Raw genomic sequence first — 14,757 nt, 5'->3', positions numbered from 1 at the left:
TTTAATTTGTATGTCTGTCTGCTACTTTTGAGGCACCGAATGAATCTGGCTTGGTAACAGCTATGTAGCCAGAGCCGACAATCATCTTTATTACTTCTTTAACAAGACTTCTTGTTGCTCCGTTCTTACCCACATCAAGATGTATCTCTACTGGTAGGCGAGAAAATCCATTTTCCATTAGTTTTTTCTTCATCATTTCCGCCAATTCAAGACTTAAGGAAGCTTCTGTGAATATCCTTAATTTTAGATTTGACATTTTTTCAAGGCGAATTTTTCTGTAAAAATATATCCCACCAGAACCTTTACGATGAACAATAATTGCAGTTACGAATACAGTTTCCTCTCCGGGGAATGAATCGCTTCCTATGATAAGACTGTAACTTTTCTCTTGCTCATTTTTTACAAACTGAATTATTTTTGCAAAGACTTCTTCTAAAGAAAGGATGCCAAAGGTAGGACTAATAAAACAACGCTTTTTTAACGAATCATTTTCCATTTTTTCAAGTAAAGTTTCAAATTAAAACTATCATGTTTATTCTTTAAATGTCAAGGAACTATCCTTATTCTGAAAAAAGACGAAAAATCTCTCTTATTCCTTTTTCAGCTAAATTTAACAGATGCTGTAAACTCTCTTTTGAGAAAGGCACTATTTCAGCAGTTCCTTGTATTTCTATGAACTTTCCACTTCCCGTCATTACTACGTTCATATCAACTTCTGCTTGAGAGTCCTCAGCGTAACAAAGGTCAAGCCTTGGTTCTCCACTTACAATTCCAACACTTATAGCTGCAATCGTGTCTTTGATAGGGTTTTCTGTAATCATTCCTGCATTTATTGCCTTTTTTATTGCCTCTCTTAATGCAAGATATCCACCAGTAATTGAAGCTGTTCTTGTTCCTCCATCCGCTTCTATAACATCGCAGTCTATCCATATTGTTCTCTCTCCAAGTTTTTCAAGGTCAACAACAGCTCTCAATGACCTACCAATTAATCTCTGTATTTCATGAGTTCTTCCTCCGACCCTACCAGCTGTTGACTCTCTCAGCATTCTAACAGGTGTTGAACGGGGAATCATGCCGTATTCGGCTGTTATCCACCCTTTTTTCTGGTCTTTTAAAAAAGGAGGCACTTTATTTTCAATAGAGGCAGTGCAGATTACTCTTGTATTTCCAAATTCAATTAAAACAGAACCATCTGCATTTTTGATGAACTCCTTTTGAATTTTGATTATTCTCAATTCATCATTTTTTCTACCGTCTGGTCTCATTTATCCTCCTCAAGTGATACTTTGAAAATTTTTTCAATGCCATAGTTTAAAAAAATTTCTCCAATTTTTTTAAATCTCTCTGGGTCATCGGTTACATAGAAAGTTTTAAAACTTTTTCCTCCCTCTTCATTAAGTAGATTCAATTCCTTTAGCATTTCTTTCACTTCTATGGCAACCTCCTCAGCCGAATCGACAAGTTTAATACCATCCATATATTGCTGAATTGATTTTTTTAGTAGAGGATAATGGGTGCATCCAAGTATCAGAGTATCAATCCCACTTTCTTTAATCTCCTTTAAATACCTATCAATTACTAATTCAGCAATTTTCCCCTCCAGAATCCCCTCCTCAACAAGTGGCACAAAAAGAGGACACGGTTTTGATATGACCTCAATGGCTGGATTTATTTCCTTTATTCTCTTTGTGTAGGATTGACTCCTTACAGTAGCTTCAGTTCCGATAACTCCTATTTTACCCTTTTTTGTTGTTTTTAGGGCAGCCTTTACTCCAGGAATAATTACGCCTATTACAGGTATTGGTAATTTCTCCTTCAGTATGTCTAAACTCACAGATGAAGAGGTATTACAGGCAACTACTAAAATTTTTATTCCTTTCTTATGTAAGAAGTTTGCACATTCTATAGAATATTTGACTACTGTTTCTGAAGAACGGATTCCATAGGGCACTCTTGCCGTATCTCCAAGATAGATTATACTTTCATTTGGTAATAATTTTGATATCTCCTTTAGGACGGTTAATCCTCCTACACCTGAGTCAAAGATTCCAATTGGCTTTTCTTTCATTTATTATCCTCCAGTGCTGTCTTCAGTGAGTTTTCAATAGAAAAATGACCTCCCAATGTCTCTAATTCCTTTCCGTTAATTAGTATTCTTATGTCTTCTACCCAAGCAAAATTGTCCTTTATTGTTCTGTAAAGGGATTTTAAAATAGCATACTCTTCGAGAGCATCTCCCTGAGTGAACAGATTTTTTGATAAATCTATGTAAATAACATTTTCTTTGTCTCTATAGACACCTAAGACTTTTATATCTTTTATGTGAGATGGTAATTCGGTAATATAGTTTTCTAACACTTTCTCAAGAAGTTGTAAATCGTTTCCTTCCTTTTTTAGAAATAACTCTTTTGTTTGTAGCATTTTAAAATCAGCTATAAATATCCTGTAGCTTTGCATGCTTTCGGGAAGTTCTTTCTTGTTTTGCGTTTGTCCTTTTTCTCTATAAAAGAATAGAAAAATTGCTGTTCCAATTGCGATTAGAGCGAAAAGAACAGCTACATAAATTAGTATTTTTTTATTCATTCCTCTTGCCGCTTTCTTGCTTTTTTAAGAGTTCTTCAATTGTTTTAACAAAAATTTCTGATATTCTCTCTATATACTTCGAATCACCTAAGGCTGTTCTTTTTGGTAGTTCAATTAACAGAGATGTAGAAGTTGTATTTTTTAGCAAAGTAATAGGCAATTTTTCAGAATATACTTGTTCTGTAAAATGTTCATTGATTTTTTTAGTTAAGATTCTCAATGCCCTGTCTTCATTTAAAAATACAATTGAAGCTTCTTGTCGGGATATATTTTTTTTAATCGGAGAAGTGTAAACTGTAAAATTTTCCTTGTTTGATAGGTGGAGACTTAAAGTGAGAGCGGGTTTAATTTTGTTTTCAATTTTAATTCTACTTTCTATTGATAAGTCATCATCTGTTGCCCTTGTAAGAGAGGCTTTTATTCCTCTTTTTGCTAATTTTGAAGCTATATCCTTTCCCAAATTTAAAACAATAGTCTTTTCATTGGTGTCATTGAAATTCAGCCCTAAATCTTTTCCTCCATGTCCTGGGTCAATCAGAACTGTAGTATTTTTAAGGGGCTTTTCATCAGCCACACTTTCCAAAAAATATCCATCAACGACAACTCGTGATGGATTTTCAAGTCTCAATACTTTTATTTCCTTTATTGGAATTCCTTTAATTAAAAGCGTTTTGTTTTTTATTATGACCCTTATACCTTTTATGGTGTTGTCTTCCTCAAGTGTTTTACCTTCAAAATCGAAACTAAACAGTTCAGGAAAGAAGAGTTTAATTGTGCCTTCTGCAGAGAGATTTACATTTATTGACTTGCTTATCGCGCTGTTTTCACATACGAAGACAAATCTATAAAAATCCTGATATTTGCCAATTTTTATAGAGATTTTACGGGGCTCTTCTTGTGCATTTACAATAGAAATTAATAAGGAGATTAATAGAATAACTATTGTCTTTTTCATTTAACTGGTTTAGGTGTCTTGAGAAATCTTATACCAGTCCAGATTATAATTATTGCGAATATTACCCTAAGATTGCCTTCAGAAAGAAAATGAGCAATAGTAGAACCAATATAAGTACCTGCTATAATTCCGATTATTAAGCCGGGCAATAGCCCTTTAATTACATTTCCAAGCTTAAGATGAGTATAAGCTCCAACTGCTCCTGCTGGAACCATACACAGAAGAGATGTTCCTTGTGCGATATGCTGACCATAATTGAGTATTAAAACTAAAGCAGGAACCATAACAGTTCCTCCTCCGATTCCCATCATCCCTGCGAGAAAACCAGCAAATATTCCAACTATCAAAAGGGTTATAATTTTTAGAGAACTTTCAAATTCGAAATGATACAAACTGGCGAGATAGGGCTTTAAAAGAAGTATTAAAGCTGCAAATATGAGAAAACCTCCAAAAGCTCTTTTTAATTTCCATTCTGGAAGACTGTGGGCAAATTTAGCACCAGCCCTTGCTGTAAAAATAGCTGTGATAGCAAGTATAACAGAGGCAATCACATCTACAGAGCCTTTCATGCCATAGGTTACAGCACCAGTAATTCCTGTGAATACAAGGGCAAATAGACTTGTTCCATGAGCTTTGTGTTGAGTAATCTTCAGGACAGCTACCATTAGAGGAATCATCACGACTCCTCCTCCAAGCCCTACAAGCCCTCCAAAACAGCCAGCCAAAAGTCCTATCCATAGGGAATGAATAACTTGGCTTTTCATAATCTGAAAATGTAATATTTAATGAACTAAAATGTCAAATTACTTCTTTTGTTGAAGTTCAAAGGCCTTCTTTGAGGCCTCTGCTGCGGCCTGTGCTTTTCTTGCAGCATCATCAGCACTCATCCTTGCTGCATTTGCCTCTTTCTTAGCTTCCTCAGATTTTCTTAATGCCTCTTGGGCTGTCCTATTTGTTGAAGCTAATTCGGATTTGAGATTTGATATCTCTCTGTTCGTTTCTTTATTCATATTCTCTAACTGTTTTTCAATTCTTTCAAGACGCAAATTAACTGGGTCAATCTGCTCTTTTACATATTCTTTTGTTGCACAACCACTAAGAAGGATGAAACTCGCACCGGCAACGATTAAAAATTTTTTCATCGAAAACCTCCTTAAAATGTTTTTATTCTAAGTTTTTATCATAAAAATTCAGAAAAAGTAAAGAAAAAGTAATATAATAAAACTGATGATCAAAAGGTTTTCAAGTCTGTTCATAATAACTTTAATGACTGTTTTGTTTTTTATACCTTCCGCGTATGGCATTGAAGACATAAAAATGGAGGTTAATATAGACGGTGGATACGTATCAACGAGTGCAACCATTGTGCCATCGGTTGAGTTTGTGGAGGATTTTAAAAATGGCCTTGGTAAAAATCTTCTGATAACAATAGAACTATACAGGCGATGGTCAATTATACCAGATGAATTTATTGCTACCGTGCAAATCCAAAGAGCTATGTCTTCTGACCCAATAAAAGGTGAATTTACAGTGAAAAGTATATTGAGAGATGTGCTCCTCGAAAAAAGATTTAATAATTATAGCGATGCGATAAAATGGGCTATGCATATAGAACCTACAAAAGTGGCTGATATAAGCAGACTTGAAAAAGGCACATACTATCTGAAAATTACTGTAGAATCTAATATCAAAAGACTTCCATCGATTCTTGAGAACTTTTTGTTTTTTATACCAAAGTATGAGAAAAAAATAAGTAAGAATTCCGAGAGTTTTAAGCTGCCATGAAAGATAGATTAAAAAAATATTTTTTGCCTATTTTTTTGACGTGCTTGCTTTTTCTGGTTCTTGCTTTCGAGATATATCTTCTTAGAATCCCTTCGGAGCAAATTCCAACTCGCTTCATAATTGTATCTCTCTTTGTTATAAACATAATATCGATAGTAACGCTTGGATTTTTTGTTATTAGAAGCATTTTCAGGCTATATCTCGAAAAGCACAGGGAAGTTCCTGGTTACAGGTTTAGAATAAAAATAGTAACAATTTTTGTTGGTTTGGTGCTTATTCCCTCTGCCCTTTTATTCGTTGCTTTCAGTGGTGTGCTCGAGAGTTCCATAGAAAAAATTTTTTCAAAATCAAACAGGGAAATTGTATCAAGGGCTGTTGAAACAGTCAGAGCCTTCTATGATTTGGAGAAAGAAAAACTCTTAACAATACTCGAAGATTATTCGCAAGGGAGAATTAAAACACTTCCAAGATATATTTCTGTTGAGAGAATTGATGCTCCAACAGAAGAGATGCCCGAGATTTACAGAGAAGCTTTTCAGGGTAAAAAAGTGAGCCAGATTGTTTCATCACCAGATGCAGATACGGTAGTTGCTGCTATTCCTTATGGTAAAGGAATTTTAGTCGCAAAAATGCCAATTTCACAGGAGGTAACAAAAAAAGTAGAGGAATTAAGAGGCTATCACGAGGAATATTTAAAAATGGGCTCTATGAGAAGGGCTGTAAAGACTAATTATCTGTATTTTTTGGGTTTTTTAAGTCTTATTATAATTTTTCTTGCTTTATGGGCAGCTATGAAAATTTCTCAGGAAATAACTAATCCATTAAGAGAACTTGTTGATGCGACAAACAGGGTTGCTATGGGAGACCTTAAGGTTAAGATTTTGACAAAAAGTTCTGACGAGATAGGCATACTCGTTAATTCTTTCAATGAAATGATAGAGAAGCTTGATAAGGCTTATCTGCAAATCTCTGAGAGAAATATACTGCTTGAGAACATTCTTTCTAACATCACATCAGGAGTTATTTTTATATCTCCCGATGGTAATATCTTAACAATAAACAAGGCCGGAGAGAGAATTTTGCATCTGGAAAAAAATAAAATTGAAGGAAAGCACTATGAGAATATACTCTCCCATCTTGAATCAGATGAGTTGAGAGAATTCATTAGTAAAATATCTCAAGAACGTATTTACGAGATTGAGAAAGACTTAAATATCAAAATTAGCGGACAGATTAAAAATATAAGGGCAAGAATTATATCTCTTAGAGAGAGTGAAAACGAAAAGGCATCTGGAATTATCGTGGTTTTTGATGATATAACGGATATTGTAAAGGCACAGCAGGCATCAGCATGGGAAGAGGTTGCCCGTAGACTTGCCCATGAAATTAAAAATCCGCTTACTCCTATAAAACTTGCCACAGAAAGACTTATCAGAAAATGGAGAAGCGGTGATGAAGATTTTGAGAGGGTTCTGGAGAAGTCAACCCAAACTATTATATCTGAAGTAGACTCTCTGAAGGCTTTAGTTGACTCTTTCCAAAGATTTGGTAAACTGCCTGAGATTAAAAAGGAAAGTATAAATCCATTGAAGCTTCTTGAAGATGTGAGAGAGCTTTATAGAGGATACAAGGATGTAAAAATTAATCTTGTATTTAAAGATGAAGTGAGAGATGTATTATTAGACCAACAAGAGTTTAAAAGAGTGCTTATAAATTTAATTGACAATGCCATAAGGGCTATGAATGGTAAGGGAGAGATAACTATCTCTGTTAAAATAGGTGAGAGTTTGATTATTGAGATAGCAGACACTGGTCCGGGCATTGATGATGAGGTAAAAGAAAAGCTTTTTCTGCCTTATTTTTCAAGAAGCAAGGATGGCACAGGCCTTGGCTTGGCAATAGCAAGAAAGATTGTGACTGAACATGGTGGTAAAATTTATGTTAAAGATAATCTGCCAAAAGGAACAGTATTTACCGTAGAGGTGCCTGCATGAAAGAGAAACTTTTGATAGTAGATGATGAAAAGGGTATCCTTGAGACACTGTCAGAGATTTTGTCAGACGAGGGATACTCTGTAGTTCAGGCAGAAACTGCAGAGGAAGCATTCAATATTATTGAGAAAGAGGAAGTAGACCTTGTTCTTCTTGATGTATGGTTACCAGGTATGAGCGGAATCGATGCAATAAAACAGATAAAGGAAAGATATCAAGAGCTGCCAGTTATAATGATTTCTGGTCATGCTAACGTAGAGATGGCTGTAAAGGCAGTTAAGATTGGAGCATTCGATTTTCTTGAAAAGCCTCTCTCTATTGAGAGAGTAATATTAACTGTCGAGAGGGCATTACAATTTAAAAATTTAGAGAGAGAAAATGTTAAGTTAAAAAGCAGTTTGTCGAAACGACATGAGTTAATCGGTAATTCAAAGGTAATCAACTCTATTAGACAGCAAATAGAGTTAATTGCAAAAGGTGACTCAAGGGTATTAATACTCGGCGAATCTGGAACAGGCAAAGAACTTGTGGCAAGAGCAATTCACTCGTTAAGCGAAAGAAGTAGCGGAGCTTTTGTAGAAGTCAACTGTGCAGCTATTCCGCAAGAGTTAATTGAGAGTGAACTTTTCGGCCATGAGAAAGGAGCTTTCACCGGTGCAATAGATAAAAAAATAGGTAAGTTTGAACTTGCCGATGGAGGCACTCTCTTCCTCGATGAGATAGGAGATATGTCACTTCTCACGCAGGCAAAATTACTGAGAGTCATAGAAACACAAAGATTTCAACGAGTTGGAGGCACTCGGGACATAAAGGTAAACGTAAGAATTATCTCAGCGACGAACAAAGACCTCTCAGAAGAGATAAAAAAAGGCAGTTTTCGAGAAGACCTTTACTACAGACTAAATGTTGTTCCCATTTATTTACCACCGCTTAGAGAAAGAAAGGAGGATATTCCTGAACTGATACACTATTTTATGACAGAATTTGTAAGAGAAAAAGGATGGAAATACAAGGCGCTAACAGAAAGGGCTTTCAAGATTCTTCAGAGTTATGACTGGCCTGGCAATGTTAGAGAACTTAAAAATGCTGTAGAGAGATTAATGATAATGATACCGTCAGACAGGGTTGATGCTGAGGATATCGAAAGGTTAGGCTTAATAAGCAAAAAAGTGAGTGAGGAAAGCTATTTTAAGTATAGCTCTCTTAAGGAAGCTCGAGATGCCTTTGAAAAAGATTTTATAATTAAAAGACTTAAGGAAAACAATTGGAATATGACAAAAACAGCAGAGCTCATTGGTATTGAAAGAAGCAATCTTTATAAGAAGATAAAATCTCTTGGCATACCTCTGCCTAAAGAACTTTCAGAAGATTAAAGGGAGTTTAAATGTTTACAGTAGTAATCGTGGGAAGACCAAATGTTGGCAAATCTACTCTTTTTAACAGATTAATTAGAGGAGAACAGAAACTTAAAGCAATAACTGACCGCCTTCCGGGAGTTACGAGAGACATAAACTATGGCACTGCAAGGTGGGAAGATAGAGTATTTAGCGTTGTTGACACTGGAGGTTTTTTCCCAGAAGAGAAGGCAGAGGATATAATTCAAAAACAAATGTTACAACAAGTTGAGATGGCAATATCGGAAGCAGATATAATAATCCACTTACTTGATGGCAAAGAGGGATTGCTACCCGATGACTTAGAAACTGCAAGAAAACTAAGACAGACAGGCAAGGAAATTCTATGGGTTATTAATAAGATTGATGACCCCTCAAAGCTCAACAGAGTAGCAGATTTTTACAGTATAGGAACAGATGAGTTTATTCCTGTTTCAGCCATTACAGGTTTTGGAGTAGATGAACTCATAGAGAAAATTGTAGCTAAGATACCTGAAGCCGCTCCAGAACTTTCTTCGGTCGAAAGAATTCCCAAAATAGCAATTGTTGGTAGACCAAACGTGGGTAAATCTACTGTGGTTAATGCTTTAGTAGGAAGAAATAGAATGATAGTAAGCCCTATTCCCGGAACAACAAGAGATGCCGTTGATACCATCTGTAAGTATTACGGGAAAAAGTATATTCTTATTGATACAGCGGGAATAAAGAGACTTTCTTATTATAAAAATGAGATTTCTCAAGAACTATATGTGGAAAAACTATCATTTTACAAGGCCATAAGAAGTATAGAAAGGGCAGATATTGTAGTGCTCGTAATTGACGCTTCAGAGGGCATTGTAAGTCAGGATCAAAAAATTGCAGGAATGGTGGCAGAACAAAAAAAAGGATTGATAATTCTGATTAATAAATGGGACCTTATACCTCAGGATGAAAGAGACCGCAAGGCAAAGTATTTCAGTGACCAGATAAAAAGAAAGCTCTGGTTTGTAGATTATGCACCCTTTATTACAGTTTCAGCTTTAGACAAAAGAAGGCTTACTAAGGTATTCCCCCTTGTTGACGAAATTTTACTTGAATACGATAAAAGAATAGCCACTTCAGAATTAAACAGGATTTTTTCAGAAAGAATTCAACAGGTAGTCTTATCCTCTGGAGGTAAGGAGCTTAGATTTTACTATATTACTCAAATAGCAGTTCGTCCGCCTTCCTTTGTATTATTTGTTAATGACGAAAAAGCTGTAAAACAGCATCATTTAAAATTTTTAGAAAAACTTCTCAGAGAGGCTCTTAATTTCAAATTTTCTCCGATTTTTATAAAAATCAAACAAAGAAAATAAAATTTTATGGTAAAATAAAAAACTATGCAGACGATTTTGGTAACAGGAAGTGCAGGATTTATTGGATGGGCTACTTGTAAGCTTTTGCTTAAGAAAGGGATAAATGTTATCGGTATTGATAACATTAGCGATTATTATGACCCTAAAATAAAACATTTGAGAATTCAAACACTTAAAGAAAATAAAAATTTTGTTTTCTATGAGGATGATATAGAAAATCTTCAAGTACTAAAATCAATCTTTAATTCTCATAAAATCGAAGGTATCATAAATCTTGCTGCCAGGGCAGGTGTTAGGGCATCTGTTGAAAATCCTTGGGGTTATCTCGATACGAATGTTAAGGGAACTATAAATTTACTTGAATGTGTAAAGGATTATGGAATGGAGGTTTTTGTTCTTGCATCCACATCAAGCGTGTATGGAGACACAGATAGGATGCCTTTCCGGGTGTCTGATACGACTGACAAACCTCTGGCTCCCTATCCGGCATCTAAAAAAGCAGCTGAGTTGTTCTGTTACAGTTATCATTATCTTTATGGTATTAATACTATAATTGCCAGATATTTCACTGTTTATGGTCCCTTTGGTAGGCCAGACATGAGCATATTCAGATTTATTAAAAAAATAGATATAGGTGAACCAATTGTAGTTTACGGAGATGGAAAACAAAAGAGAGACTTTACATATGTTGAAGACATTGCAGAGGCAACTGTTTTATGTCTCAATTTAAAAGGTTATAAGGTATTAAATCTCGGCAATGACAGACCCGTTGAGCTGATTTATGTGATTAAAATCATAGAAGATTTACTGGGTAAAAAAGCAAATATAGAATGGCAAAAAAGGCATCCTGCGGACATTTATGCGACGTGGGCAGATATAACTGAGGCAAGAGATTACTTAGGATGGAGACCGAAGGTATCAATCGAGGAAGGAATAAGAAAGACCATTGATTGGTATAGAGAAAACAGGGAAATACTGAAGGACATAAAGATATAAAGAGGAGGGATAAAATGCAAAGAATTCTTGTCGCTCATGATGGCTCAAAGGCATCGGACAAAGCTCTAAGAAAAGCTCTTGAGATTGCACTTAGCATGCAGTCTTCACTCACGGTTCTCGCAGTTGTGCCAGAACTTTATCTAACAGAACTTTCTGATGCAGACAGACAGAGGATTACAGAGGTTCTTACAAGAGAGACAGAAGACACTATGGAGAGAATCAGAAAGACTCTTTCTGGAAAACCCATTGAGATTAAATTTCTCGTAAGGCAAGGTGACCCAGCAGAGAAAATTCTTGAGACAGCCCATAAGATGAAGGTAGATTTGATTGTTACAGGCTCTCATGGTAAACATGGAACAAAGAAATTCTTAATAGGAAGTGTTTCTTCAAAAGTAGTTGAATATTCTAAATGCCCTGTTCTTGTGGTAAAGTAACGGCGGGAAAGTGAACTTTTACAGTTGTTCCTGACTCGGGAACGCTCTCTATCTCAATTTCTCCTGAATGTTTAGTAATTATACTTTTTACGATGGATAGACCTAATCCAAAGTTTGTAGGATTTGTTGTAAAGAGAGGTTCAAAACATTTCTTCAGAATTTCCTCATTCATTCCTTTACCGTTATCGGAAATTACAACAAATACTCTCATTTCCGAGTTTACAGTTTTCTTTTCTGTGGAAATTTTGATAATTCCTTTGTCAGTTATTGAGTTCTTAGCATTTTGAATGAGTTCTAAAATAACCTCTCTAATTTGAAATGGGTCGGCGGATATTAATGGAACTTCTTTAGTAAACGAAAATTCAACCATCACCTTTTCGCCTACAACATTTTCAATTAACTCCCTGATAGAGATTATAAGATAGTTTAAGTCAATAACTCTTTTTACAGATGGTATTTTTTTAAGATTGGCAATAGAATGCATGAACTTTAAACCTTTCTCAATGCCATCTATAAGTTTTCTAAGATATTTAAGTGAGGTTTCGTCAGTAAGGCGATTTTCCAGTAATTGGGCAAAGCCATATATGCCCGTAAAAATATTGTTAAATTGATGAGATAGGTTATCAAGTGTTTCGTATATGCCCTCAATTTTTATAACTTCTCTTAATCTTTTCTCTATAAGTCTTTCCTCTGTAATTTCCTTTCCTATTTCTAAAACGCCTTTAATCTGGTTATTTTCTTTAATTGGTATTGCTGTAAGTATATAATGTCTTTCCTCCGAGGATATTCTTTCAAATTTTTCAATATTGCCTGTATGTAAAGCTTTTACACAAGGGCAGTTATCACATGGAAGACTTCTTCTATGCCAGAGTTTATAACATTTCTTCTTTATTGCCTCATTTTTAGTAATTCCGAGTCTTTTAACGAAGGCTTTATTAACCCATAGAACATTTAAATCTCTATCCATTATCGATATATTGTGTTCAAGACAGTCAAAGGCTAAAAATAAAGACTCTATCTGTTCTTTCAGGTCAAATTCGGATAGAGGTTCCATGGATATGTAAAAAATTTAAGGGTGGCTTCATTGTTTGAGCCACCCATTTAAATTCACTATTCAGAAAGATATTTCGTTGGTATTTCATTCAGTTTAGTCTTACTTTCCGTTTCTGTAATTAGTGGTGTTTTACCTCTTAAAATATTAACCCATACTCTTATTGAATCCGCTACTATTAAAACAACCATTATTATCATTATAGCAGAAATTGTGGCCAACAGATAGTTATTCTTTGGAAGATAGTTATTTACGATGTTTTGATAACCTGCAACAATTGTTGTTATAAGAAGAAATGTCATAGGAATAGCAGTTACCCATATGTATTTTGCCTTCCCCATTCTTAAAAGAAATGTCGTAGCTATGGCCAGAGCCATTCCTCCAAGAAGTTGGTTGTTTACTCCGAATAAAGGCCATATAGTAGAGATTGTTCCTGTGTAAAGCAGATAGCCCCAGCAAAAAGTGAATATACCACTTGTTATTATTATTCCAGGCCACCACTTATAGTCTCTCAGTTTGGGATAAACAACCCCACCTATCTCTTGCATTAAATATCTACCAACTCTCGTTCCTGCATCAATTAAGGTAAGAATAAATAGGGCCTCAAACATTATAGCAAAATGATACCAGTATCCCATAAGATGTCTAAGCCCACCAATTCTGGAGAATATGTCTGCCATACCAACTGCCAGCGATACGGCACCACCAGGACGCCCGGCCAGCTCTTCTCCTACAAGAGCTGAAAGATAGGGTAGGTCTTGAACCTGCATACCGAGTTTCTGGAACAAAGCAGGAGGGCTGTTGATGGCAAAGTAATCTGCCGTTGGCAGAACTGTTGCTGCTATTAAAGCCATTAGTGCTACAAAGCTTTCAGTAAGCATAGCACCGTAGCCAATAGGTCTTATATCTCGCTCATTGGCTACCATTTTCGGAGTTGTTCCAGATGATACGAGAGAATGAAAACCGGAGATAGCACCGCAGGCGATGGTTATAAACATAAAAGGCCAAACTTTTCCAGGAATTACAGGACCACCTCCGCTTATGAACTGAGTTGTAGCTGGCATCTGAAGTATAGGGTTAACAAGTATTACGCCTATTGCAAGTAAGAACATTGTTCCAAATTTCATATAAGAACTAAGATAGTCTCTTGGAACAAGTAATAGCCATACAGGTAGTACCGCAGCAAAAAATCCATAAAGTGGTATTAAAACAGAGAGTTCCTTTTTGTTAAGTGTGAAAATAGATGCAAGGGGAGAACTTTTAATGACAGGACCTATTACTACAGCCAGAATTATGAGTAAAACTCCAATTATACTTGCTTCAACAATTTTACCAGGTCTTAGCCATTTTAGATATGCTCCTATAAATAGTGCAATTGGAATAGTTAAACCAACAGTGAAAGTTCCCCAAGGACTGTTAAAAAGAGCATTAACAACAGCAATCGATGCTCCAGCTAAGACTATTATTAGCAGAAAAAGCGTTGCTACGAGCACAAGCCAGTAAGATACCGGGCCTATTTGAGCTTTTGCTATTTCTGCCAAGGATTTACCGTTGTGTCTAACAGAGGCAAAAAGCACAACCATATCGTGAACTGCTCCAGCCAGAACCCCACCAATTAAAATCCATAAAAATCCTGGCAAATAACCAAATTGAGCAGCAAGAACAGGGCCTATTAAAGGACCAGCACCAGCTATTGCGGCAAAATGATGTCCGAATACGAGCCATCTGTTTGTTGGGACATAGTCCCTTCCGTCATTCAGGGTGTTAGCTGGCGTAGGACGAGCAGGATTGAGAGAGAGAACCTTTGCGGCTATAAAAGCGCCGTAGAACCTGTATGCCAGGACAAACACACAGGCTGCTATTACCACCAATACCAAGGCATGCATATCCATACGCCTCCTTTTTGAGATTTAGATTATTCAAAAACTTGTAAGCTATTGAAATTAAATAAAATAAGCTCTAAAATTTTTCAATCACCTCCATCTGTCATTCCGAGCCGAAGGCGAGGAATCTCCTTTTTCCGATTTAAGGAGGAGACCCTTCGGCTTCGCCTCAGGGTGACCCTACGGGTCAGATTCCTCGCACCCATTGAGGGTGCTCGGAATGACCTTTAATAATTTAACAGCCTTGAGATATAGATTATTCAACAGCTTGTAATTTATTGAAAATAAATAAACTGTAAGCGCTATTTTTATATTTCTCCAACAGTAAAATTAATTCTTAACAGCAAG

The 14,757-nt window shown here is 35.9% G+C and carries 15 protein-coding genes; 6 read left to right on the top strand and 9 right to left on the bottom strand.

Going from position 1 to position 14,757, the window contains the following annotated elements; genetic code table 11:
* Window position 1 precedes the first annotated feature (1 nt).
* The 7 genes from ACZ430_RS01460 to ACZ430_RS01430 form a co-directional block, all read right to left on the bottom strand.
* Window positions 2-496, bottom strand: a complete 495-nt coding sequence (locus tag ACZ430_RS01460; protein ID WP_297214012.1) for a ribonuclease H-like YkuK family protein — start codon at window positions 494-496, stop codon at window positions 2-4.
* Window positions 497-560: 64 nt separating this feature from the next.
* Entirely contained in the window at window positions 561-1,265 is a 705-nt protein-coding gene (rph, locus tag ACZ430_RS01455) for a ribonuclease PH (RefSeq protein ID WP_297214009.1), read from the bottom strand.
* Window positions 1,262-2,068 carry a glutamate racemase gene (gene murI, locus ACZ430_RS01450; RefSeq protein WP_297214006.1) on the bottom strand — a complete coding sequence of 269 codons (807 nt, stop codon included), beginning with the start codon at window positions 2,066-2,068 and terminating at the stop codon, window positions 1,262-1,264. Before murI ends, rph begins: the two co-directional genes overlap by 4 nt.
* A complete protein-coding gene (locus ACZ430_RS01445; protein ID WP_297214003.1) occupies window positions 2,065-2,583 on the bottom strand; it encodes a GerMN domain-containing protein in 519 nt (172 codons plus the stop codon). The genes murI and ACZ430_RS01445 overlap by 4 nt, the downstream gene beginning before the upstream one ends.
* Window positions 2,576-3,538, bottom strand: a complete 963-nt coding sequence (locus tag ACZ430_RS01440) for an N-acetylmuramoyl-L-alanine amidase family protein (protein WP_297214000.1) — start codon at window positions 3,536-3,538, stop codon at window positions 2,576-2,578. Before ACZ430_RS01440 ends, ACZ430_RS01445 begins: the two co-directional genes overlap by 8 nt.
* Window positions 3,535-4,302, bottom strand: a complete 768-nt coding sequence (locus ACZ430_RS01435) for a sulfite exporter TauE/SafE family protein (RefSeq protein ID WP_297213997.1) — start codon at window positions 4,300-4,302, stop codon at window positions 3,535-3,537. The genes ACZ430_RS01440 and ACZ430_RS01435 overlap by 4 nt, the downstream gene beginning before the upstream one ends.
* 39 nt (window positions 4,303-4,341) lie before the next feature.
* Complete coding sequence (locus tag ACZ430_RS01430) at window positions 4,342-4,680, bottom strand: alanine-zipper protein (protein ID WP_297213994.1); 339 nt, start codon at window positions 4,678-4,680, stop codon at window positions 4,342-4,344.
* A gap of 124 nt (window positions 4,681-4,804) precedes the next feature.
* Between ACZ430_RS01430 and ACZ430_RS01425 the strand changes: the two genes are divergently transcribed.
* Genes ACZ430_RS01425 through ACZ430_RS01400 form a run of 6 tightly spaced genes read left to right on the top strand, consistent with a single transcriptional unit; the run spans window position 4,805 to window position 11,475 of the window.
* On the top strand, window positions 4,805-5,323 hold the full coding sequence (locus ACZ430_RS01425; protein WP_297213991.1) for a DUF4390 domain-containing protein: 519 nt from the start codon (window positions 4,805-4,807) through the stop codon (window positions 5,321-5,323).
* Window positions 5,324-5,367: 44 nt separating this feature from the next.
* Window positions 5,368-7,317 (top strand): sensor histidine kinase, encoded by a 1,950-nt coding sequence (locus ACZ430_RS01420; protein ID WP_297213988.1) that lies wholly within the window; start codon window positions 5,368-5,370, stop codon window positions 7,315-7,317.
* Window positions 7,314-8,687, top strand: coding sequence for a sigma-54-dependent transcriptional regulator (locus tag ACZ430_RS01415; protein WP_339943059.1), 1,374 nt, complete (start codon window positions 7,314-7,316; stop codon window positions 8,685-8,687). Before ACZ430_RS01420 ends, ACZ430_RS01415 begins: the two co-directional genes overlap by 4 nt.
* A gap of 11 nt (window positions 8,688-8,698) precedes the next feature.
* On the top strand, window positions 8,699-10,045 hold the full coding sequence (der, locus tag ACZ430_RS01410) for a ribosome biogenesis GTPase Der (RefSeq protein ID WP_297213983.1): 1,347 nt from the start codon (window positions 8,699-8,701) through the stop codon (window positions 10,043-10,045).
* A 24-nt stretch (window positions 10,046-10,069) separates the two neighbouring features.
* The gene (locus ACZ430_RS01405) at window positions 10,070-11,041 is read left to right on the top strand and encodes an SDR family NAD(P)-dependent oxidoreductase (RefSeq protein WP_297213980.1); all 972 of its coding nucleotides are present in this window, start codon (window positions 10,070-10,072) and stop codon (window positions 11,039-11,041) included.
* A gap of 14 nt (window positions 11,042-11,055) precedes the next feature.
* Window positions 11,056-11,475: a universal stress protein gene (locus tag ACZ430_RS01400; protein ID WP_297213977.1), complete on the top strand. Its 420-nt coding sequence runs from the start codon at window positions 11,056-11,058 to the stop codon at window positions 11,473-11,475.
* On the opposite strand, the gene ACZ430_RS01395 is transcribed toward ACZ430_RS01400, so the two are convergent.
* Entirely contained in the window at window positions 11,447-12,529 is a 1,083-nt protein-coding gene (locus ACZ430_RS01395) for a two-component system sensor histidine kinase NtrB (protein WP_464910629.1), read from the bottom strand. The genes ACZ430_RS01400 and ACZ430_RS01395 overlap by 29 nt on opposite strands.
* 56 nt (window positions 12,530-12,585) lie before the next feature.
* Window positions 12,586-14,412 carry a carbon starvation CstA family protein gene (locus ACZ430_RS01390; protein ID WP_297213971.1) on the bottom strand — a complete coding sequence of 609 codons (1,827 nt, stop codon included), beginning with the start codon at window positions 14,410-14,412 and terminating at the stop codon, window positions 12,586-12,588.
* Window positions 14,413-14,757: the final 345 nt, after the last annotated feature.

It is taken from the genome of Thermodesulfovibrio sp. TK500a (genome assembly GCF_055381765.1).
Note: the sequence above shows the minus strand (reverse complement) of the source record. Positions and strands in the feature narration are given on the sequence as shown.